The 17,952-nt window shown below is 39.8% G+C and carries 14 protein-coding genes; 7 read left to right on the top strand and 7 right to left on the bottom strand.

All coding sequences use genetic code 11. The features are described from left to right. Both KZZ04_RS16650 and puuE read left to right on the top strand, forming a co-directional pair. Positions 1-1,212: a urate hydroxylase PuuD gene (locus tag KZZ04_RS16650; RefSeq protein WP_219423328.1), complete on the top strand. Its 1,212-nt coding sequence runs from the start codon at positions 1-3 to the stop codon at positions 1,210-1,212. A gap of 1 nt (position 1,213) precedes the next feature. Next, complete coding sequence (puuE, locus tag KZZ04_RS16645; RefSeq protein ID WP_219423326.1) at positions 1,214-2,146, top strand: allantoinase PuuE; 933 nt, start codon at positions 1,214-1,216, stop codon at positions 2,144-2,146. Between the two features lie 87 nt (positions 2,147-2,233). Here puuE and KZZ04_RS16640 read toward each other — a convergent pair whose 3' ends face one another. Beyond that, complete coding sequence (locus KZZ04_RS16640; RefSeq protein ID WP_219423324.1) at positions 2,234-4,735, bottom strand: S8 family serine peptidase; 2,502 nt, start codon at positions 4,733-4,735, stop codon at positions 2,234-2,236. A gap of 507 nt (positions 4,736-5,242) precedes the next feature. Here KZZ04_RS16640 and KZZ04_RS16635 point away from each other — a divergent pair. The 4 genes from KZZ04_RS16635 to KZZ04_RS16620 are packed head-to-tail and all read left to right on the top strand — an operon-like array spanning position 5,243 to position 8,372. After that, positions 5,243-6,745 (top strand): curlin, encoded by a 1,503-nt coding sequence (locus KZZ04_RS16635; protein WP_219423322.1) that lies wholly within the window; start codon positions 5,243-5,245, stop codon positions 6,743-6,745. A 43-nt stretch (positions 6,746-6,788) separates the two neighbouring features. Continuing rightward, positions 6,789-7,184 (top strand): curli production assembly/transport protein CsgE, encoded by a 396-nt coding sequence (locus KZZ04_RS16630; RefSeq protein ID WP_058404738.1) that lies wholly within the window; start codon positions 6,789-6,791, stop codon positions 7,182-7,184. Next, positions 7,174-7,599, top strand: a complete 426-nt coding sequence (locus tag KZZ04_RS16625) for a curli assembly protein CsgF (protein ID WP_006792599.1) — start codon at positions 7,174-7,176, stop codon at positions 7,597-7,599. The genes KZZ04_RS16630 and KZZ04_RS16625 overlap by 11 nt, the downstream gene beginning before the upstream one ends. Beyond that, a complete protein-coding gene (locus KZZ04_RS16620) occupies positions 7,599-8,372 on the top strand; it encodes a CsgG/HfaB family protein (protein ID WP_219423320.1) in 774 nt (257 codons plus the stop codon). Before KZZ04_RS16625 ends, KZZ04_RS16620 begins: the two co-directional genes overlap by 1 nt. A gap of 78 nt (positions 8,373-8,450) precedes the next feature. Here KZZ04_RS16620 and KZZ04_RS16615 read toward each other — a convergent pair whose 3' ends face one another. The 4 genes from KZZ04_RS16615 to KZZ04_RS16600 all read right to left on the bottom strand — a co-directional run bounded on the left by KZZ04_RS16615 (position 8,451) and on the right by KZZ04_RS16600 (position 13,267). Continuing rightward, on the bottom strand, positions 8,451-9,140 hold the full coding sequence (locus KZZ04_RS16615; protein ID WP_219423318.1) for a helix-turn-helix transcriptional regulator: 690 nt from the start codon (positions 9,138-9,140) through the stop codon (positions 8,451-8,453). Between the two features lie 170 nt (positions 9,141-9,310). After that, positions 9,311-10,813, bottom strand: coding sequence for a trehalase family glycosidase (locus KZZ04_RS16610; RefSeq protein ID WP_058404741.1), 1,503 nt, complete (start codon positions 10,811-10,813; stop codon positions 9,311-9,313). Positions 10,814-10,828: 15 nt separating this feature from the next. Further along, positions 10,829-12,067: a sugar MFS transporter gene (locus KZZ04_RS16605; RefSeq protein WP_219423317.1), complete on the bottom strand. Its 1,239-nt coding sequence runs from the start codon at positions 12,065-12,067 to the stop codon at positions 10,829-10,831. A 159-nt stretch (positions 12,068-12,226) separates the two neighbouring features. Further along, on the bottom strand, positions 12,227-13,267 hold the full coding sequence (locus tag KZZ04_RS16600; protein ID WP_268801452.1) for a LacI family DNA-binding transcriptional regulator: 1,041 nt from the start codon (positions 13,265-13,267) through the stop codon (positions 12,227-12,229). Between the two features lie 246 nt (positions 13,268-13,513). Between KZZ04_RS16600 and KZZ04_RS16595 the strand changes: the two genes are divergently transcribed. Next, complete coding sequence (locus KZZ04_RS16595; protein ID WP_058404744.1) at positions 13,514-15,763, top strand: TonB-dependent receptor; 2,250 nt, start codon at positions 13,514-13,516, stop codon at positions 15,761-15,763. Positions 15,764-15,796: 33 nt separating this feature from the next. Here KZZ04_RS16595 and KZZ04_RS16590 read toward each other — a convergent pair whose 3' ends face one another. Next, complete coding sequence (locus tag KZZ04_RS16590) at positions 15,797-16,318, bottom strand: hypothetical protein (RefSeq protein ID WP_058404745.1); 522 nt, start codon at positions 16,316-16,318, stop codon at positions 15,797-15,799. A gap of 67 nt (positions 16,319-16,385) precedes the next feature. Beyond that, positions 16,386-17,942, bottom strand: coding sequence for an EAL domain-containing protein (locus KZZ04_RS16585; RefSeq protein ID WP_219423316.1), 1,557 nt, complete (start codon positions 17,940-17,942; stop codon positions 16,386-16,388). Positions 17,943-17,952: the final 10 nt, after the last annotated feature.

Below are 17,952 nucleotides of genomic sequence, written 5' to 3'. Positions count from 1 at the left end.
ATGGAAAACTATTTATTTGAGCTTGTTCATTTAGTGCTTCGTTTTTTTCATGTAATTGCTGGCATTGCGTGGATTGGGGCGTCGTTTTATTTTGCGTGGCTTGATAATAACTTACAAACCCCGCCACAATGGAAACAAGACAAAGGCATAAAAGGCGATTTATGGGCCGTGCACGGCGGTGGCTTTTACGAAGTGGCTAAGTATCAAAATGGCCCTGAAGAAATGCCCCACACCCTGCATTGGTTTAAATGGGAAGCCTACACAACGTGGATCACCGGTATTTTATTATTTAGCTTACTTTATTATGTTGGCGCCGATGTTTACCTAATCGATAACAGCAAAAGTGAGCTAAGTAAATTTGCCGCTATTGGTGCATCGCTTGGCTTTATTGGCTTAGGGTATGGTGTTTATCGTTTATTGTGCAAAACCCCGCTAGTTGAAAACGGCAAAGCGTTTATTGCTGTGGTTATTGGCCTATTGGCCCTTTGGACTTACGGGGTTGACCAGCTATTTAGTGACCGCGCTGTGTATATTCATGTAGGTGCCCTTATTGGCACGTGTATGGTTGGCAATGTGTACCATATTATTATGCCAGGGCAACGCTACATGGTAAGCGAAGTAGAAGCAGGCCGTATTCCCGATTCCGCACCGGGTTTAAAAGCAAAACTGTGCTCTATTCATAATAACTACGCCACTTTACCAGTGGTATTTATTATGCTGAGCAACCACTTTCCTTATACCTACAGCCACAGCTTTGGCTGGCTTATATTAATTGCGCTGTTTGGTATTGGTATGTGGATACGCCATTACTTTAACTTAAAGCACCAAGGCGTTAATAAACCTTCAGTTCTTGTAAGTGGGATTGCCGCTTTTTTTGCCCTCATGCTGGCGATAGCTCCGTGGCCTAGTAGCACAACAAATGCAGGCGAAAACGCACCTTTACAAGCGAGCATTACCGACACTCAAGCATGGGATATAGTCAGCAAGCACTGTACACAGTGCCACAGTGAAACACCCACCTCTGAGCTTTTTCAAACAGCGCCGCTTGGCTTTAAGCTCGACTCTATTAATGATGTAAAAAAAGCCAGCACGCTTATTCATACCCGCGCGGTTTTAACCAAAGACATGCCATTGGCAAATATGACCAAAATGACTGATGCTGAACGCGAAAGGCTAGGTTCTTGGCTCACATCACTTAAAAAGGAGCAATAACATGAGCGAGCAATTTAAACACTACCCGCGCGATTTAATTGGTTATGGCTCACAGGTGCCCCATGCAAATTGGCCCAATAAAGCCCGCATTGCTCTGCAAGTGGTATTAAATTACGAAGAAGGCGGCGAAAACTGTGTATTACATGGTGATGCAGCGGCCGAAACATTTTTATCCGAAATAGTCAGTGCCCCGCATGTAGAAGACCGCCATATAAGCATGGAGTCTATTTACGAATATGGCTCGCGAGCAGGTGTGTGGCGTTTACTTAAGCTCTTTAAAAAATACGATATACCGGTCACCATTTTTGCTGTGGCAATGGCCCTTGAGCGCCACCCCGATGTAGCTAAAGCCTTTGTTGATGCAGGACACGAAATAGCAAGCCACGGTCTGCGCTGGATTAATTATCAACATATAGATAAGCAAACCGAGCGCGAGCACATGCAAAAAGCCATTGAAATAATTCAAACGCTTACCGGTAAAAAGCCTACAGGCTGGTACACCGGGCGTACAAGCCCCAATACTGCTGCCCTTGTGGTAGAAAATGGCTCGTTTTTATATGACGCTGACGATTACAGCGACGACTTACCCTTTTACAGTATTAAAGAAGGTAAGCCACAGTTAATAGTGCCCTACACCCTTGATGTAAACGATATGCGCTTTGCTGCTGTGCAAGGTTTTAATGCCGGCGATCAGTTTTATAATTATTTAAAAGATGCCTTTGATACGCTTTATGAAGAAGGCGACCCACAAGGTGAAAATGCCCCAAAAATGATGTCGATAGGGCTGCATTGTCGCTTAATTGGCCGCCCTGGGCGCATTAAAGCCCTCGCACGATTTTTAGAATATGCTAAATCGCATGAGCAAGTGTGGTTTGCCACGCGCGAACAAATCGCCGAGCATTGGCTTAAAACCCATCCCTATAAAAAAGCCTAGATGTAGTCTATTTAAAATTACACTTTAATAACTTAAAACAAAAAAGCCCAGCATAGCTGGGCTTTGGTTACTCTAAGGGGGGGTTACTTAATTAAATGTGACTGTTACTATGTTAGAACATACGTTTTCAGAAACACACAATTGGTAATCGTAGCTTGATAGTGAAGCACCACGCTCATAATCGCGGTAGCGGCCGTTATCCGACGTAGTATCAATTAGTTCACCATTACGGTAAACGTTCATCGATTCAGCTCCCACTGTGTCCCAGCTAAGATCTACACGCATAGTACCCAAGCGTGATTTATTAGCGCGTTTTAATGTAAGCTCAATATCTACATCGCTGACAACAACCGTTTGCATTGACGTGCTAGTATTACCTTCGCTGTCTGTTACGGTTAATTCAACGTTGTAGCTGCCAGAGCCTGCGTACACATGAGTTGGGTTTTGATCAGACGATGTTGCCCCATCACCAAAGTTCCAGCTCCACTGTGTAATATCGTTGTTGGCATCAGTACTTGCATCTGTAAACACGGCCGTTAAGCCTTCTATTTCAGTGTCAAAGCTCGCTTGTGGTGGCTGTGGAGTAACTTCTCCAATCGCACTAAATGTAAGAGACCAACCATTGATGTTACCAACATCCGCACCCGCTGTATCTACAACGTGTAACGTCCAATCACCTGTTGCAACTTCACTGTTGAAGGCGCCTGATGTGAATGTTTTAACAATATCATCGTCACTACCACCTTGGTTACTTTGTAAAGTAACTTCAGAACCTTGAGCTGATGTTAGCGTCAGTATCAAGTCACCAGACCAAGTGTGTGTAATATTTACATCGGCAGAAGTACCAAAAATAGTTAAATCATCAGCAACAGTAATTACAGAGCTTGCACCTTGTGGATCGTTATCTGGAATAGATACGTTATCATCACTGCTATATGTAAAATCGTTTAAGCCTGCAGGCTGTAGCATTAATGACACAGTTTGTGTTTTTAACTGCTGATCTGTACTTGCCTCAACCGTAAAATCATAATTACCCCAAGGCGTGTCATCAAACGTATTTACAGTTAAAACAACCTCATCACCTGGGCGTGCCGTAGAAGCACTAAGTGAAGCCCCCTCTAAACTAGAACTAAGCGAAAGCGCTACATCGCCATCCCATTGCGCAATCGACCCAATCTCAAACGTGTAGGTAACTGTATCGCCTACGGTTGCTTGCTGAGTTGTAGGAGTAACCGATAATTTAAAGCCAGGTGTAGGATCAGCATCTAATAATGCTTGGTTTGCATTTAAACGCGTACCTGCAACTGTTTTACCTGTTAAAGCAGTATTAGCATCGCCGCTGCTCATTAGCAGCTCTTTTAACTCTACTGTTGTTAAATCTGGGTTTACTGAAAGAACAAGAGCAGCCACACCTGCAACATGTGGTGTTGCCATTGAAGTGCCAGAATAAGTAGCGTAACCGCCACCTGGAATAGTTGAAAGAATAGCGCTACCCGGCGCGCCCATATCAACACTTTCTAGGCCCCACTGCGAAAAACCAGACATATTATCACTGCTATCTGTACTTGCGATTGATAGTACACTGTCGTTTTCGTAGTTAGATGGGTAGTGCGGGTTTACATCGTTATCTACTGCGTCATTCCCTGCTGCTGCTACGAATAAAATGTCTGCGTCTTCACTGGCCGTTATTGCATCGGCTAAAGCTTGGCTATAACCGCCTCCACCCCAACTATTATTTAGTACGCGAAGGTTAACACCTGAGTTTTTAAGACCAACCATGTAGTCAATACATTTAATGGCATCTGACGTTGAACCACTACCTGAAGCATCTAAAAATTTACAACCAGCGATAGATACATCATGGTTTACACCCACAATACCTTCGTTATTGTTGCCACTTGCACCAATGGTTCCTGAAACATGCGTACCATGCCCTTGATCGTCCATTGGGTTGCCTGAGTTAGTAATTGCATTGATGCCATGAACATCATCAACATAACCGTTACCGTCGTTATCAATTCCATCGCCAGCAATCTCACCCGGGTTTACCCAAGCATTAGCTAAAAGATCGGCATGATTATAGTCAACACCGGTATCGATCACACCAACAACCACATCTCTACTACCCGTAGAAATTGACCACGCTTCAGGTGCATCAATATCAGCGTCAGCTACACCACCGGTTTGACCTTCGTTATTTAAACCCCATAGGTCACCAAAACGCGGATCATTTGGCGTAGTGGCAATACTTACACGGTAGTCTGGTTCAACATATTCAATAGCCTGATGAGTTTTAAGGCGTTTTATTGCCTCTTTAGTACTCATACCCGTTACTTTAAATTTAGCTAAGCGGCCTGAAAGTAAAGACTTATAGTTATCATCAACCTCATCGCTGTTCATGTCAGAGATTTTAGCTCTCACTAACGAACGAGCTTGCTTACGCATTTTAGCTGACACATTTTTTTTGTATTTAACAATAAGTGAATCACTGCTTGCAGTTACTGATTGTTTAATACTTGTTTCAGGTAGTTGCGCAGCAGCCAAACAAGGAACAAGCGCAAGTGTAATAATAGATAATTTTGTTTTCATTGTTCTATCCATAGTTGATTGAGCTTAAAAAATTTTAAGCAAGTTTACAGACAACATCGAATAAGAAAGATCACATGGCATTTACCCAGCAAACTAACAAATCAAAAATTACTCAAGTATTTAAATTGGAAACAACAAAAAATCAACATTTTTGACCAGAGTCGTCATTAAAAAAACATTCAAGGCAGCCTTTTTTATGAATTTATTAATTACAAGCAGCCAGTCAAGTAGCTCAACAATTTTTACTGGTTTTTTAGCAAAATACTAAAAATAAAAATAAAAACAGCATAACTGATTGTATTTAAAAGATATAAAAATCGGTAAAAAAAGATGATTTAAGAATTTATAATTCAAGAATACAGTGAATGTGCATTTAGAAAACGCGACACAACATTGAATAACGTTTGATCACAACATTATACCGGCACGGCATGCTGGAACTACGAATACTCTATAAAAACAAAATAACGTAGAGCATTCAGAATTTTTATTTCAAGGAGAATAATAATGAAGTTAAACAAATCACTTATAAGCTGTGCAGTAGCAATTGCAATGGGCACAAGCTTCTCTTCCTTTGCAGATACAGCAACTAAATCAGGGTCAGTATCTGATTTAAGTACAAAAGTATCTGTACAAAGCACGAGCAATTCAATGGTCCTTGCACAAACTCAAGTAGGTAATACAGCATTACTTTTACAAGATGGTGATGGTAATACAATGCAAGTTACCACTATTGGCAACGACAACACGACCGAGGTGTCGCAATTCCAAACTGGTAACTTTGTAGAAGTAACCACCGTTGGCGACAATAATGTGCAAACATACTCACAAGATGGTTTATACAATGGTGCGTTAACTACGGTCACCGGCAACAATAATCAGCTTTATGTTTCACAAGAAGGCGAAGGTTTATTTTTTAACAATGAAGCAATCAATTCTATTGTGGGTGATGACAACATTGTTGATATTGAACAAGGTACAGGTGGTCATTGGTTTTACAACATGGACATGCAAGGCAGTGGCAATGAGGTAAGTGCATTACAAACTGGTGAATGGCATGAAGCTGTAATTACAAGCGCTACAGGCGACGATAATGCAGTAATGGTAGAGCAAAATGGCTTTTATAATACATTCAGAGTGTCCTCGCTACAAGGTAACGATAACGAGTTAGATATTGAACAAGACGGCGATCAAAATGCTGTAACACTAACAGATCTTTACGGTGACAATAATGAGTTTGGTGTTGAGCAAGAAGGTGCTGACAACACTGTTAATTTCACTGCTATTGTAGGTAACGATAACGAAGTAGGCATAGACCAAGAAGGCTTGGCTAATAATGTTGATTCAGCTTTATTTGAAGGCGAAAACAACGAAGTAATGGCGATGCAAAATGGTGACTTTAATACAACAACTGCTGAGTTAATTGGTAATGATAACGAACTTACAGCCATTCAAAATGGTAGCGAGAATGAAGCATACATGGGCGTGTTAGGCTCAGATAATGAATTTACAATTAGCCAATTTGGCGACGTTAACTCTGCTCATTTAGTGAACTTTAATGGCTTAGGAAATGATGTAAACCTTACCCAACTGGGTGAAGAAAACATCGCGGTTGTTGAATCGTCTTACCCTGACGTTTCGCTGACATCTAACGAAAACGACATCGAAATTACGCAAGACGGCCTGCAAAATGAAACCATGGTGACACTTGCAGGTATTCTTGATAGCAACTTCAACCAAATTGATATTGCGCAAAATGGCGACTTTAACCTTATCGACATGATGGTAGAAGGCAGTGGCCACAGCATAGATATTTCACAAGAAGGTGAAAATAACTGGGTTGTAGGTACTGAACAATCACCGTTTTTAGTAGGTGGTGAAAACGTCACATTCAATGTCACTCAGCTAGGCAATGACAATATTGTTGAAGGGGGTGTTATTGGTGTTAATAGTACCGTAACGGTTACTCAAATTGGTGACGGTAATACAGCCACAATTACACAAATGTAATTAATAACAATAAAGGGGAGCTTCAACTCCCCTATTTTAAACTATGAAAATAAATAAAAAAATCAATCTCCTGCTCTTACTCGCTTTGTATTTGGCCCCTCCAGGTGTTGCTGCAGATGAACTTGAAATTGACGGGTTATTACTTGATAGAAGCATTAGCCGATTTGGTCATCAATTTTACTATGAATTTTCAAATTACTGGCGAGACTTGCCTTCAACCGCTGGTTTTAACATTGAAATCAAAGAAACGGTAATACCCAAAGCTGGCACAAAGCTTACTCTTGTAATGAACAATCAAACTATATATGCAACCTATTTAGGACGCAGATTAGAGCCATTAGACGCACGCGTTGAACAAGCGGTCTATACGGTAATTGATGCAATGGCTCGCTCAAACATGGCTACATCTTCTAAAGATATGGCTTTAAATGGATGGTAAAATGAAAAAAATAATATTTACAATAATAACAACATTATCCTTTTGCGCATCAGCAACTGAAATGGTTTACACCCCTATAAACCCTAGCTTTGGTGGCAACCCACTCAATGCCAATATGTTATTGAGTAAAGCGCAAGCTCAAAATAAACACAAAGCGCCTTCAATCGAAAAAGGCTATGCTGAGCAATTTCAGGACTCGCTTGAGCGCACCTATCTAAACCGTATGGTTCGTGAAATAACAGACATGGCCTTTGGAGAAGACATAGAAGATAGTATTTTTGACCAAGACTCAATTTTTATGAGTGGCGATTATCAAATTGAAGTCATCACCAGCACCGCTGATACCATTACAGTCAAAATAACAAATATTATTGATGACACCGTCGTGATTATTGAAGTACCGAGGTTTGGATAATGAAAAAAATAATAACAATAGCAATACTATTACTGTTAAGCGGATGCTCAACACTGGGCAAATTAATTCCACCTTCTCAACAAAGTGCCATGAGCCTTGAGCCGACAGAAATATTTAGCGACTTAAAAAACTTACCAAAACCAGCAGGCAGTATACCCGTATCAGTTTACTCATTTAGAGATCAAACAGGCCAATACAAACCACAAACAAATGTAAGCTCTTTTTCTACTGCCGTAACACAAGGGGCTAATTCTATTTTAGTGCAAGCGCTTCATGAGTCAGATTGGTTTACGCCGGTCGAACGTGAAGGTCTGCAAAATATATTAACAGAAAGAAAAATAATTAGAGCAGCCCAATCAGAAAACCCTAACAGTGTTGAACTCCCTCCATTAACCACCGCTAAAATAATTTTAGAAGGGGGTATTATAAGCTACGATACCAACGTAAAAACAGGTGGTTTAGGGATGGAATATTTTGGTATTGGTGCTTCTGAACTTTACAGAGAAGATGCTATATCAATATATTTACGTGCTGTAGACGTACGAACAGGCCAAGTACTCTTGAGCGTTGCCACCAGCAAAAAAGTACTAAGCCAAGAAATGAGAGCAGGCTTTTTTAGATATGTAAGTTACAAGCGCCTAGCCGAAGCTGAAGGTGGCTTTAGTGACAACGAACCCATGAGTATATGCGTTACTCAAGCAATAGAAAAAGCACTAACCGACCTTGTTACAAAAGGAATCGATAAAGGGTTGTGGGCTCAAAAAGCAGCGTAATATTTAAATTTAAAATTATAAAGGCTACTTAATGTAGCCTTTTTTATTTAATGGTTACTGAATTTTTGCCGCAACTAGCTACTTTGCCATTGGCAATAATACTGCCACATACCGCTGGGCCCAATTTGCAAGCTCTACCCTATTGCGTGAATTTGTTTTTTTAAAAGCACTGTATAAATGCGTTTTAACAGTGTGATCGCTTATATTAAGTTTATCCGCAATTATATTATTACTAGCCCCTTGAGCTATTAAATGAATAACCGATTTTTCTCGCTTAGTTAAATGAGCGTAGTCATCCTGCTTTAAACTAATATCGTCTTGTAAAGAATTAAAAGATGAAGCAACTAATAAAATATCGCTAAACGCTTTAGAAATTACTTTTCGGGTAAACCACAATTCATCCGATGTGACCCTAACTAACCCTTTAAAAATAACTTCTGGGGCATCCGATTTATAAAAAACGCCATTTATATGGTTCATTAATAAATTTTTTTCGCAAACGGCTTCTTGCTCAACATTGAATAATACTACCTTATGCTTTTTAGCCAAACAGAGTAAATCAGCAGGAAGTAAATCTAACCAATTATTTTTAGCACCATCAATTAAATATAAATCAAACTTCTCGCGTGCGTCTTGTTTAGGTAATGCATCATCCATTTTTATGTCACCAAAAATAGCCTGCATTGTTTTTAGTATAATGGTATAGCTTTCACAATGAAAAGAAGATTGAAAGGTTGTTTTTACAAATACGGTGTGAGGTTTGAGCATAAATTTCATCCTTGAAACATTTACACCACACTACCTAATTTAAAAACAACTTACAATGCGATTTTGGTATTAAATGAAAACGATAAAAATTTATAAGTAATATTAATTTATTAAAAATCAATTAATTAAATAAATTCATTTGAATTTTGTATAGTAAACAACTGCTCTGATCAGTCATCACAGAGCGTATAAAAGCGCGAAGTTACGCCATTTGTCCAACCAAAACCTTGCTGTACTGCATACTCACCGCCACCTGCTTTTAGCTGTGGCTCACACACATTATACTTTTCTAGTAAGCACTTATTTTGAGCAAAGTCTTGCTCGACCATAGTTAACCAATTTTGCATAATACGCTTACTAAGGCCGCTAAAGCCGTAGTTATTAAGCCCTTTTACGCTAAACCATTGAAGCGGAGCCCAACCATTTGGGCTATCCCATTGCTGTGGCGTATCTGTAATAGTGGTCACTACACCACCATCTTTTAAAAAGTCTTGCTCTATAAGTTTAGCAACCTGCTTAGCTTGTTCATCACAAGCCACATTTACAAACAGGGCTGTACTTGCTGCAGCGCTTAATACGTCAGACTGACTCGCTTTACTGTGATTGTAATCAACAAAAAAGTGATGCTCATCGCTCCATAAGTACGTATTTATAAGCTGTTTTCTATTAGCGGCATAGGTATTAAATACCTCGGCTTGCGTGTTATTACCTAATAAAGTGTAAAACTCACTAAGCTGATTTTCTAAGTTGTACATTAAGCAATTTAAGTCAATTGGCACTATATCTGTTGTTTGTATTGAACTTAGCGAAAGCGGCTCGGCTAACCAGCGAGAGCTAAAATCCCACCCCGATTCGCACGCGGCACGAATATTGCGATAAAAATCAGGCTTTTCATGATCTGCAAAATCATGGGCTAACTCTAAATCTTCCCTAAGCGACTCGGCCCTAGGAGCAGCCTCATCGTCCCAGTAACGATTTAAAACGCCACCACAATTGAGCTTTACTACACGCTTAACGGCTGTTTGGTCAGTATTTAAATTATCTGCACCTTGCATCCAAAACGCATACTCTTTTTCAAGCGCGGTAACACAACTTTTAAGCCAGGCTAAGTTATTCGATTTGCTGTGCACATGTTGCCATAATAATTGCACCATAAGCGCTAAAATTGGCGGCTGGGAGCGAGATAAATAGTAGCGACGGTTACCATTTGGAATGCACCCAAAATCGTTTATTAAATCAATAAAGTTTTGCAGCATATCTTCAACAATGTCGGCTTTATTAGCGTCAATTAAGCCAAGCGCTGTAAAGTAACTATCCCAATAATATATTTCCTGAAAACGCCCACCCGGTACAATATAGCTGTGCTTAAGTGCTAATAATGAATCGGCTTTAGGCGTGTCTGCTTCGCGGCGTAAACCATCCCACAGCGAGTTGATGTAACTTTTTACACTTGAAGTATTTACCTCAGTACTCATTTTTAATAGCGAGGTTGTTAAAAAGTGAGCGTTTACAAACTCTTTAAGATCAATGTTGCTAAGTGGTGCTACTTGCTCGTAACTTTCACACGCACTTTGCCAATTGGTACGTGCGGTAGCATCTGCAAATGTTTTACAGTCACTAAAAATATGCTGTGTTTGTACATCTTTAAATAATTGGCTATCAAAAAAATTCATAACAATCCTAAAAATTTAAGCATTAGCTGTATGTTGAGAAATGGCATGGGTGCGTTTTTTAAAAATAATCACGCTAATAAAAATCAAACTAATGGGTATTAAAGAAAGGTAAAATGCATGTTGCCCGCTAAAGTGCTCAAACACATAGCCTGTGATCATTGAACCCGTTGTGCCACCCAATGCAGAAAATACAACGATTAAACCAGTCATGGCCGCATGCTGATATTTTGGTAGCGCATTTAACATCACAGAATTTAATACTGGGTAAATAGGTGCCATAAAAAAGCCAATAAGAGGCAAAATAAATGCCGCTAACGGAGCGTCAAATAAGCTTTTAACCGCAGCAGTTGGTAAGTTTTCAGTAAGCGGCAACGTAATAATAATAAGTGATGCCATCGCAACAAGGCAGCCACATAAAACAAAAAACCAATTAATGTGTTTAAGCACCTGCCCTGCAACTAATCGACCCAGCGCAAGAGCGGCGGCAAATATGCTAGCTAACTGAATGCTTATAGCTACAGGTAACTGTAATACTTGGTTATTAAAGGTTGGTAACCAAGTTCCAACTCCTTGCTCTATAAGTACATATAAAAAAGCACTTATAATAAAAATAACAACAAGTGGTTGGTAAGTTAGCTTTAACATGGCCACAAAGTCACTTAAGCTCGAACTACTCTTATCGCTTTGAAGCGCAGGCTTAATAGGTGCAGCTACAACGCCTACAATCACAACTAAAGTAAGTGCCGCCAGTGCATAATATACATTTAGCCATGCACTAGGCTCATTGGGATTTATAAATGCCGTAAAAATCCAGTAGCCGCTTAATACACCCACCATAAAAATACCTTCTATGGTGTTTAATAACGACGAATGGCTATTTGCATCGTCTGTTACTTGGCCAATAATTGAATAAACAGAGACTTTTACTACAGCAAAACCACAGCCAATAGCCGCAAATAGCACTTTAAACATATAAAAGTCACTAATCATTGCGGTGCTTACACAGGCCGCTGCAACCACAGTTAATGCGCCAAGCATAGCGAGTTTATAACCCAGCCTAGGGATAAACGATGCAACAGCAAAAGACATTATCGCAATCGATAAATCTTTAAATCCTTCCAGTACCGATGCTTCTGTTTTACTAACGCCTAGCGTATTTATTGCCTGCAAAATAACGGTACCTACGCTATTTAATAATATTGCAAAAATAAAATAGCTTGCAGCAATTGCCAGTGTGATTTTTGTTTTACTCATAGCTTGCCCTACTTACAACGCAATGCATTGTAACTTTATAAGCTAATGACCTTAGGGTATTAGCGTGTGTGTGTCAGTGAAGCTTGAGTGTAGTGTAGAATAAAATTCATTGCAATCGTTTGCATTTCAACTTTAACAATTAATACACATAGCTATAAATTAGCGCTTGCTAGACTGGCGAGTTATTAATTCTATATCAATAACTTGAGACTCTACTTTTTCGCCTAAAAATTGTTGCATCAACTTTTTAACTATCAAAGAGGCAGCTAACTGGGTGTTTTGTTTAATTGTAGAAAGTGATGGGTGGCTTATATCTGCCATTGCAATATCGTCAAATCCAACAAGAGCAACATCGTTTGGAATACTCACATAACGCTCTTTTAAGGCTTTCATTGCCCCGAGTGCAACCATATCACTACAGGCAACAATAGCATCAAAATACAGGCCTTTTTCACGCAGTAAATGGTTTACTGCTTGATAAGCAGAACCACTTGTAATATCAATTGAAACAACGTGTTGCTCTAGTTTATGTGTTGAAAGCGCAGCAGCGTAGCCGCGGTGTCTTTCGCTAATTTCGCCGTGTTCTGGGTCACCTAAAAACACAATATTTTTAGCACCATGCTCTATTAAATGCGCCGTTGCTTGCATACCGCCCAGGTAATTATCACTGCCTACTATAGGGTAGCTGCTAGTTGTTTTAGGGTCTCCCCACACCACTAATGGAATACCAGCTTTAGCGGCAGCCTCTATATTGCGCTGGTCTTTACCTTGTCCAACAACAATGATTCCGTCGGCTCTGCGTCCGTTAATAAAATAATTGGCCCAATCGTGTTGCGCCATTATGGAATTAGATAATAAAAGCTCTAGCCCTTGTTGATTTAGTGCTAGGTTAATTTCGCTGACTACTTTTAATAAAAACGGATCACTAATTGACTGCTCTGTTTGCACATCAAGGTTAATAATAACAGCAACTACATTTGTTTTTTGGGTGCGCAAACGACTGGCTGCCGTGTTTAGGCTAAAATTATGCTTTTTTGCGAGCTGCTGAAGTTTGTCGCGTGTTTCTTGCTTTATCAATGGGTTGTCATTTAATGCGCGCGAAACGGTAGAGGTAGATACGCCTGCTAATTTCGCTAAATCAGCTAATTTAATTTTTTTATTGTTCATGAAAACCTTGAGCCGCTTTGAGTTCGCTAATATAAATTGTAACTAGCTGACAATATAGCATTATTAATTTTTACTGGCGCGTTCCAGCTACAAAAAATCAATTCATTTGGTATTACGCTTAATAATCCAACAAATTAAATTCATAAATAATTTACAAATAAGTATTGCAAACGTTTGCATTTATCTCTAAGGTTTCACCATATACAGCCTGTTTACATTAACTTTTACTAATGGCGCTGTAAAAACACACTGTTTAACACACTAAAAACGGGATCACACATGAAATTCAATAAAGCAAAAAGCACACTAGCGTGTGCCATAACTTTAGCCCTAAGCTCACACGCTGCGTTTGCCCAAGAGCAAGCACAAGAAACCAAGGTTGAGCGCATTGTTGTTTCAGGCACGCCCACTGGCGTTGGTATCAGAAAAATTGATGCCGGCTACGCTGTAACAAATATTGATAGCCAGCAAATTATTAAACTGTCACCTAAAAGCACCGCCGACCTTTTTAAAGCCGTGCCGGGTGTATGGGTAGAAAGCTCGGGTGGTGAGTCGGGCGCGAATGTATTTGTACGTGGTTTTCCTGGCGGCGGTGACGCCCCGTTTTTAACGTTAAGTATTGAAGGTTCGCCTGTTTACCCTGCCCCTACATTATCTTTTTTAGAAAATTCATCGTTGTTTAGAATTGATGAAACAATAGAGACAATGGAAGCCTTACGCGGTGGTCCAAACCCTGTTTTATCTAACGGGCAACCAGGTTTAACAACAAATTTTCGCTTAAAAAGAGGCAGCGAAGATACCGAAGGCTTATTTAAATACACCACATCAGATTACGACTTACAGCGTGTAGATGCGGTTATGAGCGGCGAAATCACCGACGATTTATACTTTATGGTAGGTGGATATGTTAAAAGCTCACCCGGTATTCGTGATGCAGGCTTTACCTCTGAGAAAGGCAGCCAATTCACAATTAATATAACTAAAGATTTAGATAACGGTGAGCTTAACTTTTACACTCGCCAAACAGATGACCACGGTGCATGGTACCTACCTACCCCATTAAATATAGAAGGGATAGATGCAGAGTACACACAACTTGGCACATTAAACCGCCAAGCAACAATATTCACCGGGCCTGATGCACAAGCACATGATATAGACCTAGGTGATGGCCGAGGCTGGGATGGGCATGTTTCGGGCGGTAGCATTAAATTAGAGTTTGATAATGGTTGGCAATTTTCAGATCGTTTTAACATAACCAAAGGCGATGCGAATACGTTTGGCCTAGTACCAAGCGGCTCAGCTACAACAGTTGGGGACGTTGCTGATAACGGCCAAACCGCGTTTGGCGCAGTAACCAATACAGAATACGCAAGCAATACCCCTATACAACAGCTTGGACGCTGGGTTGTACTTAAAGAAATTAGCTCATTTACTAACGATTTAGCGTTTTCAAAGCAATTTGATGACTTATCAGCCTCGTTTGGTTACTACACAGCAAGCACATCGGCAAACGATTGGTGGAGTTTAGGTAATACGGCTTACCACGTATTAGAAGCAGGCGGTGAGTCGTTGACTGGTATTGAGTGTAATCAAAGCACCGACGGCTGCGATTTTAACTACGATATAAGCTCAACAGGTGATGCACGCACCAACGCATTTTATATTACCACTCAATATAAATTTGCCGACGACTTTACCTTAGATGTAGGCATTCGCCACGAAAACCATGAAGTAGAATACAGTGTTGATGAAGGCCTAGACGGTATAATCACAAAGACTGTTAACTACGATGAAAGTAAGACCTCGTGGACAACCGGTATTAACTACTCTATTAACGATGATATGGGCGTATTTGCCCGTGTTAACCGAGGCTATAAAATGCCTTACTTTGACGACTTTAGAGATAACTTTAGCGCTTATGAAGGCGGCGAGAAGCTAATTAAAGAAGTAACTCAAGGTGAATTTGGCTACAAACTTATTTCAGACTCTACCGACTTTTACGCCACTTTATTTGTGAATGAAGTAAAAGGCGACACATTTGTACGCCGCCCAGGCGTACCTGCTGAAATTTTAACAAATGAAGCATATGGTGTTGAGCTTGATTATAACTTTAATCATCAGTCGGGTTTTTCGGTTAATTTAAATACCACACTACAAGAAACCGAAATTACGCAAAGCCCTACAAATGAAGGCAATATATCGCAGCGCCAGCCTAAATGGCAAGTGCGTGTAACGCCAAGCTACGACTTTGAGCTACAAGGTATGTACGCCACGTTATACGGTACACTTTCGGCAGTTGATGACCGTTTTGGTAACAACGAAAACACAGTGACACTTGATGGCTACGAAAAAGTAGACTTAGGCTTAATTTTAGAGCCAATGGAAGGTATAAAGCTTCAAGTAGCTATTGATAACTTAACTGATGAGCAAGGTATTACTGAGGGTGACCCACGTAATGCCGACGCGCCAAACGGTCGCTATATTATGCCGCGTACTACGCGCTTTAGTATAAGTTACGAATTTTAAATCCACTTAATAACAAAGGGAGCTTAGCTCCCTTTATTTTATTTTTTCTTTAAGTTTATTAAGCGCGTCAACCGAAAAACCACGGTCGTAAAAATGCAAAATTTTACCTGCTTTATCAATTAAAATTACACGAGAATTATTTGGGTTTTGATTGCCCGTAAATTTTTGTACTGCCTCTCCATCTTCATAAATGGTAATAACTCCGCCCCACAGCTCCTTTGGAATACCTTTGCGCATACCATTATCAATGAACGTACTAAACATACGTGGTGCCATGCCCGCAATGGTAGGTAGCTCATAAGTAGGGAGTGTTACACCGGCCATATCTAGGCCAATTAACCAGCGATCAATATCAAACTGGCTGTCTTGTTTATAGCCTATAAGCAGCAAGGTTTTTTCAGTGGTAAAATCACTCGGAATAACAAATTCTTTTTTCTCTAAACTTTCACCAGTGATTATTGGAAATTGCTTTCCAACAACTTGCTGATTGGGATATTGCGATGCACAACCACTTATAAGTAGTAGCAAAAATACTGTTATTACTGGTTTAAACATTTTATTTGGCCTATTTTTACAATAAATTTAGTGACTTATACGCAAACAAAAAGAGCGTCGATCTTTTTTAAAGCGCATGCTGCGCAATATAATGTTTAAATTTATCGACCCTCATTGGCCGGCCATATTTCCACCCTTGCCCGTAATGCACACCAGCTGTTTTTAACATAGTCTCTTGCTCTGTTGTTTCTATTCCTTCAGCTACGCAGGTGTAGTTAAACTTACGCACTAACTCCATAATATTCGGGATCATAGACGCTTTTAAACCTTGTGTTGCTATATCTTGAACAAAGGTGCGGTCTATTTTTAACTGATGAAAACTTAAATTTTGTAAGTTTCTCAAATTGGAGTAACCCGTTCCAAAATCATCAAGCGACAAATTAAAGCCAGAGTCAACCAGCGTTCTAAAATGAGCATGCGCAATGCTAGTATCGAGGTACTCGTCTTCTGTTATTTCTAAGCAAATAGTAAATCGCGAATTAATAAGTGCAGGCTCTTGTGTCAACAGCGATACATTGCCAAGTTCTACATCACAAGGAAATATATTAATAGACACTTTAAAACCCGTTGGTAAATCGTCCAACTCTGTAAGCTCTTTAAGTACTTTTGCTACCATTGCTTGAGTAAACGACCACGTTAAATTATTTTTTCGTATCACCGGAATAAACTCATCGGGGTAAAGTGGTCCGTATTTGTCTTTAAACCGAGCTAGCACCTCACAACCAATTACTTTACCTGTGTGCAAACAAATAATAGGTTGGTAAGTCCAATAAAATGAGCCCTTTGTTAAGCCTTTACGCACTCTATTATTAGTAGAGCGACGAGCGGCTATTTGATAATCCACTATTAGCGCGCTCGACACCCCCGTTAGGCAGGTTAATATAAGAGAAATAATCAACAAAAATTGATTGTCAGCGAAAAACTCACTCCATGGCGTTCTAACTGCAACACAATATCCTTTATTTTTTTCGCTGCACATAAATGCGGTTTCAAATGGTATTTGTTTGTGGTTTGCAAGCTTTTTACTTAATCCGCTTTTACCCGCCAAATGAAATGTATCTGAACCCGACTCATAAGTAATTTCCCAATACGGAGCTGCAATATTGCTGCGACTGATAGCTGCGGTATCCATAATTAAATTATAATTACCCTGCCTTACAATCACGACCTGCATTATTCGTTCTTCAAAAAGTAAAATTTTCAACTTAGGCTCAAACCGAACTCTAATGTTATTGTCGTTATTACTTTCGAGGTTGTTGCGAATGTAGTCGGGGGTTCTATCGTTTATGGGGGTTTTTAGTACACCCGAGCCCGTTGTACAGACAAGCTGATTATTTTTAAAAAAGCCAATATCTACAACATACTTGGCATCAAAAAGTGCACGTCGCATTTCAAGGAGGTTTTCGTTGCTACATTCTGAGAAATTAAATGAATTTAAAGGAAAAAGAATTTGACGACGCTCGCTTACAGCAGCGTCTATGTGGCTAACAATTTGTTTTGCATCTTTTTGTATTGCAGCTGCTAATTTGTGCCCAGCAAAATACAATAAAACTAAGCTACCCACTACAAAAACCAAAACACCGGTTAAAACTGCAATTAATGACTTTTGTTGGTATTTTTTCATTATGTCCTTA

The organism is Pseudoalteromonas sp. CR1, assembly GCF_019392235.1.
Taxonomy (GTDB): domain Bacteria; phylum Pseudomonadota; class Gammaproteobacteria; order Enterobacterales; family Alteromonadaceae; genus Pseudoalteromonas.
This window is presented reverse-complemented; position numbering and strand designations above follow the sequence as displayed.